Here is a 17,762-nt window from a genome sequence, read left to right on the forward strand (position 1 = left end):
CACGTTGGATCAATCACTAGCGTGACTGTCCGTCTGATGGATTAAACATTGGCCGAGGCAAACTCACTCGGAACCATCGTTCCGGGAACGGCGGCGATTGGTTTGTCGGACGGTTCCTGGCCATCGGTTTGTCGCGGCAGGCAGAGTGTGAACAGAGTTCCTTTGCCCAGGTCGCTTTGGATGTCGACGGTCCCGCCATGCAGTTTGGTGACGACGTCGTAGGTGATCGACAATCCTTGGCCGGTGCCCTTGCCAACTTCCTTCGTCGTGAAGAATGGCTCGAAAGCTTTGGCTTTGACCTCGTCCGACATGCCGGGCCCGTTGTCGCGAATTTCGATGTAAACGTTTTGTTCATCGAATCTCGTCGCAACGTCAATTTTGCCGAATCCTGAGGGTCCATTGTCGGTCACTTCACCGATGGCGTCCGCTGCATTGATGATCAAGTTCAGGAAGACCTGACTGAGTTCAGCCGGCAGTGCATCGATGGTGGGTAGGTTGGTATCAAGCGACAGGTCAACTTCAGCGACACACTTCCAGCGATTGCGGCTGAGAATGCTTGAATCGCGAATGAGTGTGTTGATGTCGGTGTCACTCTTGGATTGTGATCCTGGATGCGACATGACCCTCATCGCTCGAACAATTTCGACCACTCGTTTGGCCGCGGTCGAGGTCTCTTCGATCGCCATCGGGAATTGTGAACGGATGAAGTCGAAACGATTTGTTTCGAGAATCTTTGCCACGTTTTCCAAGCGATCTTCCCGGTCCCCCGGGCTCATCTCGAGCAATCCTCGGAACGTATCTGCCACGGTCAGCAAGCGATCCGAATGCTCTTGTAGAAAATCGATGTTTCCACCGATGCACTGCATGGGAGTGTTGATTTCGTGCGCGATGCCGGCAGCGAGCTGTCCGATCGACTCCAGCTTTTGAGCTTGAAGCAGCTTGTTTTCGAGTTTCTTGTAGACGGTCATGTCCGACGCACAGGCTACAAAAACTTGCTTGGACTTGTGTTCGATCGTGAGAGTTCGGACGTGGACGGGATACTTTGTCCCGTCGGATCGCACATGAATTGATTCGTATTCCGTTTCGACCGCATCACCATCGATGATCGGTTTGAGTTGTTCTTTCAATCTCTCACCGTTGGGTTCGTCCAAGAAGTTCAGGAGGGTTTTGCCACGGTATCCTGATTCATCGACAAGCAAGTTTTGGCAGGCGGCGTTGTTGACCTCCAGCAATTCAAAGGTCAGCATGTCGAACACGTAGATTTCGCTCGGGCACTCCGCTTGAATTTTGGCCAAGCCATTGAGTCGCTCTTCCGCCGCTTTGCGTTCGGTGATGTCGATGTAGGCTCCGACCAAACCAGCGCTTTCGCCGTTAAGGTTGCGCAACGGAGTCTTGCTGGCCAGCACGATGAACGACTTTCCATCGGAACGCTGCTTCGCCATCTCCTGGTTCTTGATGGGGATCCCAAAATGCATGATCGATTTTTCGAGCACGTTTTTGTGTTCGCAAGTTTCGGTCTCCCAAGGAAGTTCATTGTCGGTTTTGCCAACGATGTCGGCCTCCGATGACAAGCCCATCCATTCGGCGAATGAGCGACTGCATCCTTGGTAGACCCCAGCCTTATTCTTCCAATAAAGAGGAATGGGTAGGTTGGAAAGCACGGAGCCAAGAAAGAGTTGCTCGTTTGCCAGGTCGGTTGCCGTTTGGTCAATCGCGTCGACTTGCATCGCAATGTCTTGCGATACTTTGCGAGTGAGAATAAGGAAAACCAGCCCCAAAATCGCTCCAGACGCGAGGTTGATTCCCCAGACGTTTCGAATTGCTCTGGCAAAGCTTTCTGCATATCGGTTCTTCAACGTCGTGCCGGCGATCGCGAGCCTGCTTCGCTCTTGTTCGAGCACGTTCGCATGCTCCGTTGCGAGTTCGCTGAGACGCTGACGCTCCGATCTGCTTTCCGCAAGTGCAAATTGCAAGGCGAGGAGCCCGGGCGATTCAAGGTTTAAATCTTCCGTTTGTCCGCTATCGGCCATGTTGCTTGGCAGTGGGTTGAAAATGGTGGTTTCAATTTGCTGAACCACGTCCAGCTTCCCAATTTCTTCAGTTGATGCTTTTAGTCGCAACAAGAGCGGGCGAATTTTATTCTCGCTCATGTCTGCCAAGTCATCGACATCAGGAGTCGTCATTAGCTGGCTGAGGTAGAAACGAAGTTGTTTGATATCGCCGCTGAGTTGGTTGGTCAGCGTCGAACCGGCACAGTCCTTCAGGATGTCCGCAATCGGTTTGGGGGTTTTTGAAAGATGACTTCGCAGTCCAAGTGCCAAACGTAGGCGTTGAATGCCACGTTGGTTCTCAGCCGTCTGCAGCAGTTCAGCGAGGATCAAGTTCAATTCGGAGTATCGCTGTTGAGCCGTTGCGGTGAGATAGGTGTTTCGGTTTTTCCACGCTTCCGCTTCGATGCTCCATTCCTTCAGCGGTTCCATTGTGATTCGAAGCTGCTTTTCGCCTTGAAGGCAAAGAGCGGCATTGAGTGAATTGCAGGTGTTTTGGACTAGTGACAGTTCTTCTCGCCAATTGTCGTATTGACGGTTCAAGAAGTCCTTGTTTAACGCCGTTGATTCCGAAAGTAGTTGGGTTGCTTCGTGATTGCGGCTGACGGTCGCTCGGCTCATCGCTAGTCTCGCCTCGTTGACTTGGGCTTCGATTGCGTTGGCTTTTGCACGACTGTCTTCGTGCCAATTCAACAGAGCGGTTGCGATGACGAAGAACAGAATGCCGCTGCACAATGCGGTCGCACTGAGCCAACGCACTCGGCGTTGAGCATCGTGGGAGCTTCTTGATGGTTGGATCGTTGTCTCTCGGACGGTGTGATTCGGATTATTCACGGAACAGTTCCTCCCACGCGAGAGATTGGCTTCCATCGGCGCCGATCAAAACGGGCCAAACCTTGCTGCTGGCTTGATGGTCATCGGGTCCAAGCGTCAAGGGCGTGCCCAAGCCGATGTCGAATTGCCCGAGTTGTTCCAGTGCTGCTGAGATGGATGAACGACTGATCTCTCCTTTGATCGAAGTCACCGCCTTGACCAGGATTCGTCCGACGATGTAGCCCTCCAGCGACACGAACGACAACGGTAGCTTGGGATCGTAATCTCGCATCGCGTCGCGATATTCGCGGACCAGCGGTAGGTCACTGTCGAAATGAGGAACCACCTGTGTCGCGACGATTCCGTTGGCCAGATCGCCGAGTGATCGTTGAAGTGCATCGGCGCCCACGAACGAGACCGCTAGGAACTGAGGGTTGAAATCGTTCATGCGTGCCAGCCGAATTAGCTTGGAGCAGGGCTCGTAAGTGCCAACCATGATGACGGCTTTTGGCAGTGGCTGATGCATCAGCAGATCCGCGAGTCCGTCTTCGACTTGCGATGTGTTTCGACGATAGCGACCGTGTGGAACGCTGGATACTTTGACGGGTTGGTGTCGTCGTATCGCCGCCAAGCCACCGAAGAATCCGTCGTCACCGTAACTGTCGTTTTGTGTGAAGAACCCAATCTCTTCAGGCTTGATCCCTTTTGCCACCAAGGCATCCACCATCGCGGCAGTTTCTTCTGCGTAGCTGGCTCGGTAGTTGATGACGAAATCGACCGACCCTGTTTTCCTTAGTGCGCTTGCTCCTGTGAACGCACCGAAGAATGGCGTCTTTGTCTGCTGCGCGATCGGGATGGCGGTGATGGCGGTGGGGGTTCCGACATTGCCGATAACCGCCAGCACGTTGTGCTCATCGGTCAAGCGATGCATGTTCGGAGCGGTGCGTGCCGGTTCGTATCCATCATCGAGTGCGATGAGCTGCAGCGTTTTCGATGGAAGACGGTTTTTTGCCATCGCCTCATCAAACGCCGCCAGAATTCCATGCCGCATGTTGATGCCGAGTTCAGCAGCCGGTCCGCTCAATGCGGTCGACATCCCGAACCTCAACGCTTGCGCATCGACGGGTGTCGTATCCAGTGGTCTCGGCGATGCTCCTCTGGCTGATGTCGTGCCAACGCAAATCACTGCGAAGATGATCACCAGTGTTATGTTCTGTTTGAGCGAAAGTGCCCGCGCAGATGCCCCATTAGTCTTCATGAAAGATTGCCCCCTTGTTTGAAAGACTCACAGTGAGCCTAGGTTTGGATTCTTTCAAACCACATTGGTCGGAGGGGAATCAAACCGAGGGAGCGGTATCCCGAACGGGCTGGTGATGGTCGTACCGAAAATGGAGGCGTTTGAGGGGTGGTTGGTTTCAAACGGCGCCCGTCCAGGAGCACGCGGGCCTTCGAGCCGCCAAACGCTTCGATTGCATTGGGGCTGAATCTACTGATTTTGACGATCGATATCGGACGAACGCACGTGTCGGTGAGCAACCGCTTTGCGTGTTCGGTGTTGAATGCACCATCGCGATCGAAGTGTGGCGATGCAGAGGGATTGAGGCTCTATCGATTCAAACCAACGTTAAAGTCGCGAGACGAAGGCGGGGAGCTGGTCGTTGTGCCAGCCCCAATTTGCCGATGTTGTGATACAAAGACGGCATGAACGCCAACTCGTCTTCGACACCTGAGTCCCTGCCCCCCCGCCCCGCCACGGTCGAGCCTGATCTCGATCGAGATACGCTGGCGGAGGAATATTTCGAACTGCTTGCTTACGAGCCGTATCCGGTCCAAGAGGAAGCGTTGCTCGCGTATTTCACCGGAAATACGCAACCGACCGAAGGCGGGCCTGCCGCTCAGCATGGCGTGCTCGTGTGTGCGCCGACGGGCACCGGGAAAACGTTGATCGCCGAGGCTGCTGTCTACGAAGCGTTGCGGACCGGCAAACGGATGTACTACACGACGCCGTTGATCGCTCTGACCGATCAAAAACTGGACGAACTCAGAGAGTCGGCCGTGCGGTGGGGATTCTCAGCGGACCAAGTTGGTTTGGTGACCGGCAACCGGAGCGTCAATCCGGACGCTCCGGTGTTGGTGGTTGTCGCCGAAATTTTGCTCAATCGTTTGCTCAACCCGGAGGCTTTCGAGTTCGACGACGTCACGTGCGTGGTGATGGACGAGTTTCACTCGTTCAACGATTACGAACGCGGGGTGGTTTGGGAGCTGACGCTGGGATTGCTACCCAAGCACGTTCGAACTTTGCTGTTGAGTGCGACGGTCGGTAACTCGATGGCGTTCACGAGCTGGTTGCGAAACGCTCACGGTCGAAATCTGCAGTTGGTGCAAGGCACAGAGCGAAAGGTCCCGCTGCAGTACGAGTGGGTAGAAGACGATTTGCTAAACGAATTCTGTGAGAAAATCTCCGCTGGCGACGACGAAGAACGTCGAACTCCAGCATTGCTGTTTTGTTTCAGTCGATCGATGTGCTGGACCAATGCCGAAATGCTCAAAGGCAAATCGCTGATCGACAAAGCACGCCAAAAGGAGCTGTCCGACATTCTCAACGCCTCCGACTTCACCAATGGCGTTGGACCAAAGCTCAAGCAAATCTTGATGCGAGGCGTTGGAGTTCACCATGCCGGAATTCTGCCTCGCTATCGTCGCATCGTCGAAGAGTTGTTTCAAAAGAAGCTGCTCAGCATCTGCGTTTGCACTGAAACGCTCGCAGCCGGAATCAACTTGCCAGCACGTAGCGTGGTTTTGCCGAGTTTGTTGAAGGGGCCACGAGACAAAAAGAAGTTGGTCGACATCGCTTCGGCGCAGCAGATCTTTGGTCGTGCCGGCCGCCCCCAGTTTGATGATCGAGGCTACGTGTTCGCCTTGGCTCATGAGGACGACGTCAAAATCAATCGATGGCGTCAAAAATACGATTCGATTCCGGAGGACACCAAGGATCCGGGATTGTTGAAGGCGAAAAAACAACTGAAGAAGAAGATGCCCAAACGCCGGGCCGGTGAATCTTATTGGACGCAAACTCAGTTCGAGCAATTGCAGGTCGCCAAATCGGCGGATCTGTCCAGTCGTGGAAAGGTTCCCTGGCGGTTGCTCGCGTACTTGTTGTCCAAAGATCAAAACGTCGAGCCGATTCGTGATTTGGTGGGCCGCCGGTTGATGACGCCTTCGCGAATCGAGGTGGCTCAGAAGGATCTCAATCGGATGCTGATCACGATGTGGTCGGGCGGTTACATCGAGTTGGATCCAACACCGCGAATTGCCGCCGAACGAAAGCCCACGCCCAAGGGAACCAAACCTGGGCAACCAAAGCCGGGAACAAATGAGCCCGAGCCGGTTGCAACCGGTGGGCTGTTTGGTGAGTTGTTGGACGAAATGCGGGCGGCGGAACCTGAAACGAAGCCCGAGGAATCCGCGGAGGAAAATCAGACGCTCGACGACGCGGAAGCTCTCGCCAAACGCGGTTACGAGCTTGAGGATTACCGACCGGAAACTGCCAAGCCGACCGTTCGGCTGGAGCGGCTGGTTCAGCTGAAAAGTGTCAATCCGTTGTTCGGCGTTTTCATGGCGGATCAGTTGGCGGACGCCGATGAACAAGAACGCATCGCGGCGATGGAAAGCATGCTGGAAGTGCCGGGTTCGGTCGCGAAATTTGCCCGCATGCCATCGTATGACATCGTTCCGCCAGGCGCCTTGGCTCAAAATCGTTTGGATGCGCTGTTGTTGCAGCGGGGGCTGGCAACGATCGAAGAACTGGGCGGTGGCAAAGAGGAGGAAGAGGAAGAGGTGAAGGATCGCGGGTTTGGGCGAGTGATGTTCGAGGAACCTCGAGTGTGGCCGCTGACCATCGGCGAAAAGCTACTGCGATTGTTCCGAGATGAATTCCCGAAGGTCGATGACGTGCGAGTTCGCCCGGTGTGGATCGTGGGCGAATTGCTGGAATTCGGGGGCGACTTCAATAAGTATGTCACGGCGAGAAAGCTTCAAAAGGAAGAAGGCATTCTTTTCAGGCATTGCTTGCGAATGATTTTGCTGTGCGACGAAATGGCGAATGTGCCTCCCAAGGGAACTACCGTTGAGACGTGGGAGGATTGGTTGGACGACATCGCTGACACTTTGACGGAAGCTTGCCGGAAGATTGACCCGCAAAGCACGGATGAAATACTGAGTCAGTCCGAATCGCCCCTGACGGATGATTTAACCGGTGGTCGCCGCAACACCGGCAGCAAAAATACCAAACCATTGATCAGCGAATCAGCTGAGAATGAGGAACAATCGACACCATGAGTTGGGACTATCGACCGCTGTTGAGCGGCCAATCTCGAGATCCTTTTTCGTCCATGGCTCGCGGGGCTCTGTGGTGTGCCAGCGGATTCTACAACGTCGCCGCCCGGCATCGACGTCGCCAATACGACAGCGGCAATCGTGAAACCTGTCACGCTGGGGTACCGGTCATCAGCGTCGGCAATCTGACCACCGGCGGAACGGGCAAAACACCCGTCGTCGCGGATTTGTGCCGACGCCTTCGGGCGATGGACTTTCGCGTGACGATCGTCAGTCGGGGCTACGGTGCCAGCAATGGCCGAATGAACGACGAGGCAATGGAGCTTCAAGAGCGTTTACCCGATGTGCCGCACGTGCAGCACCCCGACCGAGTCGAAGCCGCTCGAATCGCGGTGGAAGAGTTGGCCGCGGAAGTCTTGGTCATGGACGATGGGTTTCAGCATCGCCGTCTGCAAAGAGATTTGGACATTGTTGTCGTGGATGCGACTTGCCCGTTTGGGTATGGGCACGTTTTACCTCGAGGAACATTGCGTGAACCGCTCGACAGCATCACTCGCGCGGATTGGGTTTTGATCACCCGGGTCGATCAAGTCGATCCAGAAGAAGTCCTGGCGATACGGTCCACGATCGCTCAATATGCCCCGGACTGCCCGGTGCTCGAAACGGAGCACCGCCCGTCGACGATTCAGAGTTCCGTTGGAGATTGGGAGGCGATCGAGGTTTTGGTCGATCAACCGGTCGCATTGGTATCAGCCATCGGCAACCCCGACGCGTTTGAGCAAACCGTTCTGGATTGTGGTGCCATCGTGGTCGATCATCTTCGACTGCCCGACCATGATTCGTATGAGCGAGCAACGCGTGAGAAATTGCGTTCTTGGGTCACCAAGTTGAAAGGCGGCCCGCAACCGCCGCAACGTTTGCTTTGCACTCACAAAGACGCCGTGAAATTGGCGACGGATTCCATCGCCGGAGTGCCTTTGGGCTACATGCCAATCGAGCTTGCCTATCGCACTTCCGAAGAACCGCTTCAGTTGCGGTTGGAATTGTTGATGGGCGGCGCGGTGGAAAATCAGTCGTCGCGAGAAGATTCGGCGTGAATGGTCGCGGCCGAATCGGGTAGGCGTTTGATCTTCGGACGACGCTGCTTGCGAACTTTTTCCGGAACCATGCCCCGCATCGCCTCCAGCTTTCCAAAACAAAGCAATCGGTCGTGCGGTTCCAGCGTTCGTTTTAATCGTGGGTTGGGGATCACCGTCGTGCCTCGGTAGAGCGTCAGCACATTGATGTCCAATTCTGGCAAACCCGACTCGTCGATGGTTTTGCCGACGTAGTCCGATCCATCGCGAACGTGCAACTCAGTCACGCCGTATCCGCGGCTGACGGTCAAACGCTGGCGAACGTCCACTTCGGGGAAGTCAACTTGTGCGGACATGTAATCGATGATCGCTCCAGCGATGTCGAGCTTGGTTGCCGATTCAATGCCTTCCAAACCCGGTGAAGAATTGACTTCCATCACCTGCGGACCGTTGGCCCCCTCGAGCATGTCGACTCCGGCAACTCGCAGACCCATGATTTGAGCGGCCCGGACGGCGGTTTCGGCGTAGGTTTCATCCAAGACCACCGCTTCGGTTTGACCGCCACGGTGAACATTGCTGCGGAACTCGTTGCCAACGGCCACACGACGCATTGCTGCGACCACGCGATCGCCAATCACGAACGCTCGAATGTCTTTGCCGCGGCTTTCGGCGACAAACTGTTGAACCAGCACGTTCTGCTTGGTGCTCTGCAGAGTTTCAATGATTGCTTCGGCGACCTTGACGTTCTCGGCTAGGATCACGCCAACGCCTTGAGTTCCTTCCAACAATTTGATGATCACCGGAGATCCACCAACACGCTCGATCGCGGGAAGAATGTCTTTGCGGTCGCGAACAAACGTCGTTTTGGGAATTCCGATTTGATGTCGAGACAGAATCTGCAAGCTACGCAGTTTGTCCCGCGAGTTGCTGATTCCTGCCGATGAGTTGGCGCAGAACACATCCATTTGCTCGAATTGCCGGACAACCGCGGTGCCGAAATAGGTGATCGATGCACCGATACGAGGAAGCACGCCGTCGTAATCGCTGAGCTGCTTGCTGCGATAATAGAGATCGGGTTCACCTTCGGCCAAGTCGATCGCGAACTTCAGCGTGTTCAGGACTTTGGCTTTGATGCCGCGTTGTTCGGCAGCTTCCACCAATCGTCGTGTGCTGTAACAACGTGGCGAACATGACAGGATGGCAAGTTTCAAGGGTTTTCTCTCAGGAAGCTGTGAGGTTGCTGAAGGTGGCCTCAGGACCCGGCATAGGATGCACACCGATGCGAGTGCAGAGGCAATGTCTATCTTCGACCGAGTGCGACGGTCACGTTACGGCGATTCACTTCAATGGTGGTTGCGTCCCATTGGGACGCTTGCGTCTTCTGCGGCCAGCTAAAAACGAGGCGGCGGAATCGACCAAGAATCGATTTCGAATCGCTTCGCGACCCACCAACATACGAAACCCCATTGAGTCACGATTGGCGAGAGTCAAATCCACCATCACTCGGCGTCGTAGGATTTCCAGTGCGGTGCGAATCACGATCCGTTCGCTGACGTTCCCGTTGCTGCTGCGGACATGCCGACGTTCCAAAATCGGCACGTCGGCTTCGATGTGCAGGTCATCACGACGCTGAACGGGGTGAATTGAGAAGCGAACCCGCTCCACATCGGCTTCGAAATACGTTTCCATATCGAACGCGTGCAGCGAGCTGGATCGTGCGCCGGTGTCGATTTTGGCTTTAACGTGCCGAACTTTTAACTCTGGCAATCCAACCCACTCACGCCACCCAATGACGACCAACGGGTCTGTTGGCAGCAATTTCGAGCCGGTGAATTCCGTTTCAGGCTGATGGGGGCTAGGATCGTTTGTCATTGGCCATCGTTGGTGGGTAGGATCGCAAATGGCTGTTCGAATCGGTCGTGCGTGACAACCGGAATCGTCAGTCATTCAGCGCTGGGCTCTCCATCGATTGAGCGAACACGATGAGCGATGGGATGCATGCAGATTGACGATTCAGAGTGTGTAGCGTCAAGCGGATCAAAAAAGTTTGGCGTCGATTTCGCCCGAGCATCAGACACATTGTGAACGATTCGCTATACTCCGAGAGCTTTTAAATTTGATTGTTTGCCGGAAATGTTTTCCGACCATTGCCCTGCCCCTGGAGTTGAATGAATGTCCGCTGAATCATCCGATTCGATCCCGCCCGCCAATTCTTCTCAACCGTTGAAGGGGAAGCGTGCACTGATCTCGGGAGCTTCGCGCGGAATCGGACGTGGAATCGCGTTGGAGATGGCTGAAGCGGGGGCATCGGTTACGATAAATTATCATTCGAATCCCGAGGAAGCCGAGAGCGTCGTGAAAGAGTGCGAGGCGATGGACGTCTCCGCGTTCGCAATCGGGGCTGATATCTCGGATGCTGGCCAAGTCCAGGACATGGTTTCCAGCGCGTGCGAGCAAATGGGCGGTTTGGACATCGTTGTCAGCAATGCGGCCTACAGCGATCGGCATTTGATGTTGGAATCCGATATGGAGGAGTTCCGACGGACGATCGATGTCAGCATGTGGGGCGCCTTTCATCTCGTTCGATCGGGCGCCCAAAAGATGGTTGATGGTGGCAATGGGGGCAACATTGTTGTCATCAGTAGTCCACACGCGCACATGCCGATGCCCGGCGCGATGGCTTACAACATGGCCAAAGCCGCGAACGATCAAATGGCTCGGACAGCCGCGGTGGAACTCGCACCGAAACGAATTCGCGTGAACCTGATTCACCCGGGTTGGATCGACACGCCTGGCGAACGAAAGTTCTTCAAAGAAGAAACGTTGCGTTCCGAAGGGGCCAAGTTGCCTTGGGGACGTCTTGGTCAAATTCGCGAAATCGGTCGCGGTGCAGTGTTTCTGTGTGACCCTCGCAGTGAATACATCACCGGCAGCACGTTGACGATCGACGGTGGCATCCAATTGCCTTGGCGTGAGATGTACCGTGTCGAAGAGGCTCGCCGCGAAACGGCAGCGACCTGATCACGTCTGAGTAGTAGCGAGGATCACTACCACACGATCAGTATCACAGACGCGATCAATATCAAAACGCGACGCTCAAGCCATCCGTCGCGATTTCGATTGGACAGTCGAGCGATTGGCCTTCGTCTGCGATATCCAATTCAGCAATCGGATTGATGTGCGTGAGCAACAAACGTCGCGGTTTGGTTTGACCAGCGATGTCCAGTACTTTTCGCAAATAGCAGTGCCCGGTCTTCTCCGCCCACTTCTGATTTTGATTGTCGAAATTGCATTCGTGCATCAGCAAGTCCGCACCCGACATCCATTGAAGTGATTCCGGATCGTCTTCGCCAAGCGTGTCCGTTGCATAGACCAATGTGGCGGGTGGATCCGACGGAGAAGAATCTGGCCGCGGTGTGTTCAGCCGATAAGCCACCGATCCACCGGGATGCTCTTGCGGTCGCCAAGTCATCTCCGTTCCGTGCAGGTCGCATGTGGAGTGATCGTCAATCGCTTTCCACGTCACCGGGATCGCAACCGGGAAAAGGCTCTCGTGGAACAAGTGTTCTCGGATGGCTGCCAGCTTGTCTTGCTGACCCCAAACACAAACATCCTTCACCGGACGCTGATGCAGGATATCCAACAAGAACGTCAGCCCGACGACATGATCGAGATGTGCGTGACTGAGAAGGATATCCAGATGGTCGGTTTCGATGAGCTTGGGTAGGCGAAAGATTCCCGTGCCCGCATCAAGCAGCACGCCGGACTTCGGTAGGAAGTAACACGATGTGTGACGAGATTCGTTGGGATGATACCCAGCCGTTCCCAAACAATGCACTTCCAGTGTCTTCATCGAATTTCCAATGCCTTCCCCAATGTCACCATCTCAGAGATGTCGTCCAAGTGGTCTCATTTGTTCGTCGTGCGATGTCTCGTCGGCGAGATACCAAACGTCCTGTCAGAGTCCATTGTCGAATGATTAAACTCTGATTGACATGAACGCCCTACCCGACAAGATCGATGCTGGCACCGCAGTCGTTTGCCGCGATGCCACGGTAACCTATCCCGGCGGCGTGTGCGCCCTCGATCGCATCAATCTAAGCGTCCGGCAAGGAGAAAGGCTGGCATTTGTCGGCCCGAGTGGATGTGGCAAGACCACCCTGCTTCGGGTGATTGCCGGGTTGCAGCCACTGACCAGCGGTGTCTGCCAGCGAAGCAATCCGAGCCAGCACAGCAGCGAAAACGAACAGGAAGACGCTGTAGGAAATACTCAATATGACGAAGCTCACGAAGAAGGGCATCCGTTGGCGTCTGATCGACGCTCGGTTTCGACATCGTTTGTCTTTCAACAACCTGCCCTGTTGCCGTGGACCAACGTGCTCAAGAACGTTGCTCTGCCACTCACCCTGGGGCGGCGTCGCGAACGCTCCTCCGCGAAAGAACTGCGGGAACGTGCGTTGGCCGCAATCGAGGAAGTGCAACTGACCGAAGCTGCGACGCGCTATCCTCACCAATTGTCCGGTGGCATGAAGATGCGGGCCTCAATCGCCCGAGCATTGGTGACGAGGCCAGAGTTCTTGCTACTCGATGAACCTTTCGCGGCACTGGATGACATGTTGAGGAATCAACTCGGCCGTTTGTATTTGAAGTTGTGGCGGCATCATCGATTCACCAGCGTTTTGGTCACACACAACATTGCCGAAGCGATTCAGCTCAGTGAACGTATTTGTGTGATGCATCGCGGAAGCATCGTCAGCGAAATGGTCAATCCGCTTTCGACATCGAAGCCACACGAGGACCTGAGACGAACCAACGAGTTTGCAGAGTTTTTTGGCAAGGTCAGCGATGCTCTTGAGAACGCTGCGTCGTCCAACTCGCAAAGGGCGTCCTCATGAGCAACGAGATGCAACGAGGCTCTCAGACGAATGCCCAAAGTTGGCGTGAGATGGCTTGGACCGCCTTCGCGGTGATTGCGGTTGCTGCCTTGGGAATCGCTGTTTGGCATTTTGTCGTGAAGCTCTTTGATTTGCCGAAGCTTCTCCTGCCCACGCCTTGGCAAGTTGCCGAAGCGGGGTGGCAACATCGGGATGTCTTGCTGAAATCGGGCTGGATCACACTGTGGACCGCAACCGTCAGTTTGTTCGTTGCGGTAATCATCGGTGGCGGCGTCTCGATCTTGTTCAGTCAGTCACGATTGCTGCGACGTGCGCTCTTTCCATATGTGGTGTTTCTGCAAACTGTCCCCATCGTCGCTATCGCTCCACTGTTGGTCATTTGGTCGGGTTACGAGTTTCGAACCGCGGTCATCGCGACTGTGATCATTTGTTTGTTTCCGATCGTCAACAACGTGACCACGGGGCTGACCTCGGTTCGTCCCGAACACAATGACTTGCTGCGAATGTATGGTGCCACGCGATGGCAGCGACTTTGTCGCGTCCAGATCCCAACCGCCATTCCGTTTTTGGTGCTCGGTGCACGAATCAGCAGTGGGTTGGCCGTGATCGGTGCAATTGTCGCGGAGTTCTTTGTCAGCAACGGGGCTGACTATGAGGGGCTCGGCGCCGTGATGACGGGCTGGCAAGCCCGGACGATGACGGACGCATTGATGGCAGCTTTGGCAGTCTCTACGTTGTTGGGTTTGATTCTCTTTGGCGGAGTGAATCTACTGAGTCGAATGTTTTTGAAACGATACCTCCTCGTGAATTGAGTTCACCGATGCAATCGCCAGCCCACTCTGCAACCTTTCGTGCGTCTGAATGGATGCGAAGTTGGTCGTCCGTTGGCTGTTTACTGCTTGTGGCCGCGATCGGTTGCTCACAGAAATCAGCAGACTCATCTGGCAATGATTCAGATGATTCGATTCGCAGTGTTTCGGTTCAGTTGAATTGGTACCCCGAAGTGGAGCACGGCGGCGTTTATCAATCAGTCGTCGATGGAACTTACGATTCGCTGGGACTCGATGTTGATATCCAACCAGGCGGACGCGCCACCCCGATCGCACCCGAGCTGGCGATGGGACGCAGCCAATTCGCGATCACCAATGCGGACGATGTGGTTTTGTTTCGGGCTCAAGGTGCGGACGTCGTTGCCATCATGGCAGCCGTTCAGGACCACCCGCGATGCATCCTCGTGCGAGCGGATAGTGGTGTCGAAAGCCTGGAGAATCTGTCTGGGTTGACGTTGCAACGCCAAGCCGGCCGAGCGTATCTCGCGTTTCTCGAAAAGCGTGGCTATCTGAATGATGTTCGTCAGGTGCCTTACCACAACAGCATCGCGGCAATGGTGACCGATCCCAAAATCGCGGTGCAAGCCTACAGTGTCGCCGAACCATTGATCGCCGAACAACAAGGACTGCAGGTTCGCACGTTGATGGTCAGTGAGTTGGGATGGAATCCTTACTCGAGTGTTTTGGTGACGACCGGCGATATGATTCGAGAATCTCCCGAAGTCGTTCGTGCGATGGTGGAAGGAACAGTCGCGGGTTGGAAGAAGTTCTTGGATTCACCTGAGCAAGCGAACGCGGCGATTCTCGATGCAAATCAACATGGGATGACCGAAGAAGCACTGCGTTTTGGAGCCGAACAGATGATTCCGTTGGCAATGCCGTCTGGCAACAGCGACGAAGTCGGCTCGATGAGCGAAACGCGGTGGAAAGAATTGGTCGACCAGATGACCGAACTGGAGTTGGTCGACGCGGATGCCGTGAAAGCGGAAGACTGCTTCACGACTGAATTTTTGACTTCGGCGGATTGAGTCCGCGTTTCGACCTGGTCAACTCGGATGCAGTGCCGTTCAAGCGGCCTGCGATGTCGAAGCCGTTGACGTCGAGTTGGCTTGCAACGCTTTTTCACGCTTCTTTGCCAACCGCCGTGCAACTTTTTCAGGAGGTTTCCGCCAGCGTCGATGCAGCCACCAATATTGCTCGGGTGCCAGGTCGATCATCGTTTCGAGTTGTTCGTTGTACCACTCGGTCAGTTGGCCAACGGATTGTCCGTTCTCTGAACCGGTGGCCGGGTCCACGACGCCCAGCAATCCGGATTCAAACTGCATCGGTTTGCCTTCAACGCGACGTGTGTACACGCTCAACATCGGAGCGTTCGCCGTCAGTGAAAACAGAGCGAGAGCTTTGTGGCATGATGCAGGAACGCCACAGAACTCGGTCCACAACCCTTTCTCGCCGGCGTGTTGATCGCCCAACAGAGAAAGCATTCCGCCTTCGCTCAAGTGTTTTTCGACGATCGGTGCGCACCCGATTTTGTCGACCATGCTTTGGCCCTTCGCACTGCGAAAGTCCTCGACCCATTCATGCAGATGTTGGTTGTCCAGTCGCCGGGCGATGGTCAGCGTGCCAACTCCCATCACCCCCATCGTGTAACCACCGACTTCGAAGTTGCCGAAGTGACCGGTCACATAGACCGAGGGGCGGTCGATCAACATGTGTTGCAACATCGTCCGGTTACCATGGAAACGAACGTGTCGGTGCCAGTTGCTGCGATGCAATCGGCGCTGTGCCCAGGCGACTTCGCAAACCATCAGCATCAAGTGATGCCACATCGCGAAGGTCAGTTCTTTTTGCTTCTGTTCGGGCAGGTCGGGGAAAACCTGTGCCAGCGTCGATTGGATGACTTGTTTTCGAATGGGTAGCGGGCCGCTCAAGATCGCTGCCACGACGCGGCAAAATCGATCGCCCATGTCCAGCGGCATGACTTGGATGGACGCAACGATCAAACGCACCATCGCGTAAGCAATCGCGTCGAGAGCACGTTGACGCATCAGACGCAGACGCGATTTCACGGTTTCCTACCCGGATTCATGACGTTGAGTGGTTTGGCTGGCGACTTCCTGCTCAGCTCGAACTTGCATCGCCGAAGTGGGCGATATGTGGGGATTTTGACGCAATTCGCCATGCGTCGCCAGATGAATTCAACGTCCGCCGAGAACCGTTTTGGACTGGGGGACCATGGGGGCTCGAACCGTGGTTTCGATTACCAAACGGTTTTCGTCCCGAAATTCGGTGACGTAACCCGTGACGGTCCAACGATCGTCGTTGGAATCTTCCTCAATTGCCCGTGAGATTCGGTCAAGCATTAGGTTTTCGGTCACCAAGGTCATCGGCACCGCGATGGCGGCCGGGGTGATTGGCAAGTCAGGATCTTCCAGGTTGGTGGAATCAAAGGTTCCAATCCCACGACCGATCGGTTGCTTCTTTCCGAGCAGCGTTGCTTCTTCTTGGGTGGGTTTGCGAGCCAGCCCGTGTTGGACCAGCGTGTCCAAGTTCTGTTCCCGAACCGAATCCGGTTGCTCGGGCAGAAAACGCCATCGATGGCCGCTGAGCACGAAGCGTCCCGTGACCGGTCCGACGCGGGTGCCTTCTCGCAAGATCACTCCCGCGGTCGTCAACGGATCACCGACACCCGCCGCTCCATTGGACATGGACGGCGCGTTCTGGCGGTTGAAACTGGATTGCCCTGCCCCGACTGGATCGGCCGCCGAAACCGTGGCCACGCCAAAACAAAGAGCGCACGAAACGGCCAGCATCACGGGGGTGATGAGCTTGTCCGCGATCGAGTTCCCTTGTGTCAGTCGTTTGTCAGGCATGGATTGATCTCTTCACGCGAGGTGCGAAGCTGTCATCAACAAGGCGTTTGCGCTCATTTCCAAAGAGTCGTTCACTCTCGAGGCATGGCGATCGCGTGCAGGCTGACAACGGTGCCGACGGCGATCATCGCCAATCCCAACCAGCGTGGCGGGTGGACTCGTTTGGTTGGTTTCGGGTGCACCTGCATCAGAAAATTACTGAACGAATCTTGTGCGACCACATTGGACTTCTTTGACATCTTCGCCATCGCTCGCGTCGTTGGTTCATTGAGAACAAACGAGTCGACCATTCGAAATTGGACGCCCAGCAATATCAGCAGGACTCCGATCATGAAGTACCGATTTCGATTCATGTCCATTGCGATCATTCCCATCACGCGTGAAGCCTACGCTCTGAACTGAGCGCTGCTGGAAATCATCGACTGGGTCGGCCGTCGGGCTCGAACGATACGGCTCAGAATCGCGTTGTCGTGAATGACACGAATGATGCAAGCGAATTCAATGAAGCGGTCGTGACGGTTGCATCACTTGTCAAACAATCCATCGACCAACGAATGAACGTTTTCGCGAAATCCGGTCAGGGTTGAGTCGGACAGCAATTCGGAGCGATTGCTCTTCATGATCGCAGCAGCCAACGGTTTGTGCTCCTTCCAATCATCAAGCGTGTAGTCGCGGATGTCGACGTAAACGTCTTGCAGGTTGTTGCTGATCTTCGGAACCAGGAAAAATCCTTCTTCACCACGTACCAAGTGGTAATGCATCGAACCGTACATCAGTACGGCACCGGTCAACATTCCAAAGAAAAAACGAGACATCCAACCATTCCTTGACCAACGTTTTCGGAAGCTCAGCAGCTTCCGCTTCCTTCATCGTTCGTCATCAAGCGTCAAAA

The 17,762-nt window shown here is 55.0% G+C and carries 15 protein-coding genes; 6 read left to right on the top strand and 9 right to left on the bottom strand.

What is annotated here, in order from left to right:
* Window positions 1–41: 41 nt before the first annotated feature.
* Together B2R17_RS00110 and B2R17_RS00115 are read right to left on the bottom strand one after the other, a co-directional pair.
* Window positions 42–2,807, bottom strand: coding sequence for a PAS domain S-box protein (locus tag B2R17_RS00110; protein ID WP_339887699.1), 2,766 nt, complete (start codon window positions 2,805–2,807; stop codon window positions 42–44).
* A gap of 67 nt (window positions 2,808–2,874) precedes the next feature.
* Complete coding sequence (locus B2R17_RS00115; protein WP_286762348.1) at window positions 2,875–3,957, bottom strand: ABC transporter substrate-binding protein; 1,083 nt, start codon at window positions 3,955–3,957, stop codon at window positions 2,875–2,877.
* A 605-nt stretch (window positions 3,958–4,562) separates the two neighbouring features.
* Here B2R17_RS00115 and B2R17_RS00120 point away from each other — a divergent pair.
* Both B2R17_RS00120 and lpxK read left to right on the top strand, forming a co-directional pair.
* The gene (locus tag B2R17_RS00120; protein ID WP_286762349.1) at window positions 4,563–7,199 is read left to right on the top strand and encodes a DEAD/DEAH box helicase; all 2,637 of its coding nucleotides are present in this window, start codon (window positions 4,563–4,565) and stop codon (window positions 7,197–7,199) included.
* A complete protein-coding gene (lpxK, locus tag B2R17_RS00125; RefSeq protein ID WP_286762350.1) occupies window positions 7,196–8,293 on the top strand; it encodes a tetraacyldisaccharide 4'-kinase in 1,098 nt (365 codons plus the stop codon). Before B2R17_RS00120 ends, lpxK begins: the two co-directional genes overlap by 4 nt.
* Here lpxK and B2R17_RS00130 read toward each other — a convergent pair.
* A complete protein-coding gene (locus B2R17_RS00130; RefSeq protein WP_008660458.1) occupies window positions 8,266–9,483 on the bottom strand; it encodes a RimK family alpha-L-glutamate ligase in 1,218 nt (405 codons plus the stop codon). The two genes, lpxK and B2R17_RS00130, sit on opposite strands and share 28 nt — an antisense overlap.
* A 127-nt stretch (window positions 9,484–9,610) precedes the next feature.
* Entirely contained in the window at window positions 9,611–10,144 is a 534-nt protein-coding gene (locus tag B2R17_RS00135) for an ATP-dependent zinc protease (protein WP_286762351.1), read from the bottom strand.
* 300 nt (window positions 10,145–10,444) lie between these two features.
* On the opposite strand from B2R17_RS00135, the gene B2R17_RS00140 reads away from it, so the two are divergent.
* Window positions 10,445–11,293, top strand: coding sequence for an SDR family NAD(P)-dependent oxidoreductase (locus B2R17_RS00140; protein WP_286762352.1), 849 nt, complete (start codon window positions 10,445–10,447; stop codon window positions 11,291–11,293).
* 61 nt (window positions 11,294–11,354) lie between these two features.
* On the opposite strand, the gene B2R17_RS00145 is transcribed toward B2R17_RS00140, so the two are convergent.
* The gene (locus B2R17_RS00145; RefSeq protein WP_286762353.1) at window positions 11,355–12,125 is read right to left on the bottom strand and encodes an MBL fold metallo-hydrolase; all 771 of its coding nucleotides are present in this window, start codon (window positions 12,123–12,125) and stop codon (window positions 11,355–11,357) included.
* A 142-nt stretch (window positions 12,126–12,267) separates the two neighbouring features.
* Between B2R17_RS00145 and B2R17_RS00150 the strand changes: the two genes are divergently transcribed.
* The 3 genes from B2R17_RS00150 to B2R17_RS00160 are packed head-to-tail and all read left to right on the top strand — an operon-like array spanning window position 12,268 to window position 15,025.
* Window positions 12,268–13,167 carry an ABC transporter ATP-binding protein gene (locus B2R17_RS00150; protein WP_286762354.1) on the top strand — a complete coding sequence of 300 codons (900 nt, stop codon included), beginning with the start codon at window positions 12,268–12,270 and terminating at the stop codon, window positions 13,165–13,167.
* Window positions 13,164–13,979: an ABC transporter permease gene (locus B2R17_RS00155; RefSeq protein ID WP_008663127.1), complete on the top strand. Its 816-nt coding sequence runs from the start codon at window positions 13,164–13,166 to the stop codon at window positions 13,977–13,979. Before B2R17_RS00150 ends, B2R17_RS00155 begins: the two co-directional genes overlap by 4 nt.
* Before the next feature lie 8 nt (window positions 13,980–13,987).
* Entirely contained in the window at window positions 13,988–15,025 is a 1,038-nt protein-coding gene (locus B2R17_RS00160; RefSeq protein WP_286762355.1) for an ABC transporter substrate-binding protein, read from the top strand.
* 39 nt (window positions 15,026–15,064) lie between these two features.
* Here the strand turns inward: B2R17_RS00160 and B2R17_RS00165 are convergent, their stop codons facing one another.
* The 4 genes from B2R17_RS00165 to B2R17_RS00180 all read right to left on the bottom strand — a co-directional run bounded on the left by B2R17_RS00165 (window position 15,065) and on the right by B2R17_RS00180 (window position 17,685).
* Window positions 15,065–16,066 (bottom strand): lysophospholipid acyltransferase family protein, encoded by a 1,002-nt coding sequence (locus B2R17_RS00165; RefSeq protein ID WP_008660467.1) that lies wholly within the window; start codon window positions 16,064–16,066, stop codon window positions 15,065–15,067.
* Window positions 16,067–16,195: 129 nt separating this feature from the next.
* Entirely contained in the window at window positions 16,196–16,870 is a 675-nt protein-coding gene (locus tag B2R17_RS00170) for a hypothetical protein (RefSeq protein ID WP_008663123.1), read from the bottom strand.
* A 71-nt stretch (window positions 16,871–16,941) separates the two neighbouring features.
* The gene (locus B2R17_RS00175) at window positions 16,942–17,223 is read right to left on the bottom strand and encodes a hypothetical protein (protein WP_231845665.1); all 282 of its coding nucleotides are present in this window, start codon (window positions 17,221–17,223) and stop codon (window positions 16,942–16,944) included.
* Window positions 17,224–17,394: 171 nt separating this feature from the next.
* The gene (locus B2R17_RS00180; protein ID WP_008660470.1) at window positions 17,395–17,685 is read right to left on the bottom strand and encodes a hypothetical protein; all 291 of its coding nucleotides are present in this window, start codon (window positions 17,683–17,685) and stop codon (window positions 17,395–17,397) included.
* Window positions 17,686–17,762 lie beyond the last annotated feature (77 nt).

It is taken from the genome of Rhodopirellula sp. UBA1907, assembly GCF_002337565.1.
In the GTDB taxonomy this organism is placed as follows: domain Bacteria; phylum Planctomycetota; class Planctomycetia; order Pirellulales; family Pirellulaceae; genus Rhodopirellula; species Rhodopirellula europaea.

What these genes read in the sequence shown, in the direction of transcription:
- B2R17_RS00115 (WP_286762348.1), bottom strand. Translation starts at nt 3,957, where the DNA reads ATGTCGACCGCATTGAGCGGACCGGCTGCTGAACTCGGCATCAACATG.
- B2R17_RS00120 (WP_286762349.1), top strand. Translation starts at nt 4,563, where the DNA reads ATGAACGCCAACTCGTCTTCGACACCTGAGTCCCTGCCCCCCCGCCCC.
- lpxK (WP_286762350.1), top strand. Translation starts at nt 7,196, where the DNA reads ATGAGTTGGGACTATCGACCGCTGTTGAGCGGCCAATCTCGAGATCCT.
- B2R17_RS00135 (WP_286762351.1), bottom strand. Translation starts at nt 10,144, where the DNA reads ATGACAAACGATCCTAGCCCCCATCAGCCTGAAACGGAATTCACCGGC.
- B2R17_RS00140 (WP_286762352.1), top strand. Translation starts at nt 10,445, where the DNA reads ATGTCCGCTGAATCATCCGATTCGATCCCGCCCGCCAATTCTTCTCAA.
- B2R17_RS00145 (WP_286762353.1), bottom strand. Translation starts at nt 12,125, where the DNA reads ATGAAGACACTGGAAGTGCATTGTTTGGGAACGGCTGGGTATCATCCC.
- B2R17_RS00150 (WP_286762354.1), top strand. Translation starts at nt 12,268, where the DNA reads ATGAACGCCCTACCCGACAAGATCGATGCTGGCACCGCAGTCGTTTGC.
- B2R17_RS00155 (WP_008663127.1), top strand. Translation starts at nt 13,164, where the DNA reads ATGAGCAACGAGATGCAACGAGGCTCTCAGACGAATGCCCAAAGTTGG.
- B2R17_RS00160 (WP_286762355.1), top strand. Translation starts at nt 13,988, where the DNA reads ATGCAATCGCCAGCCCACTCTGCAACCTTTCGTGCGTCTGAATGGATG.
- B2R17_RS00170 (WP_008663123.1), bottom strand. Translation starts at nt 16,870, where the DNA reads ATGCCTGACAAACGACTGACACAAGGGAACTCGATCGCGGACAAGCTC.
- B2R17_RS00175 (WP_231845665.1), bottom strand. Translation starts at nt 17,223, where the DNA reads ATGAATCGAAATCGGTACTTCATGATCGGAGTCCTGCTGATATTGCTG.
- B2R17_RS00180 (WP_008660470.1), bottom strand. Translation starts at nt 17,685, where the DNA reads ATGTCTCGTTTTTTCTTTGGAATGTTGACCGGTGCCGTACTGATGTAC.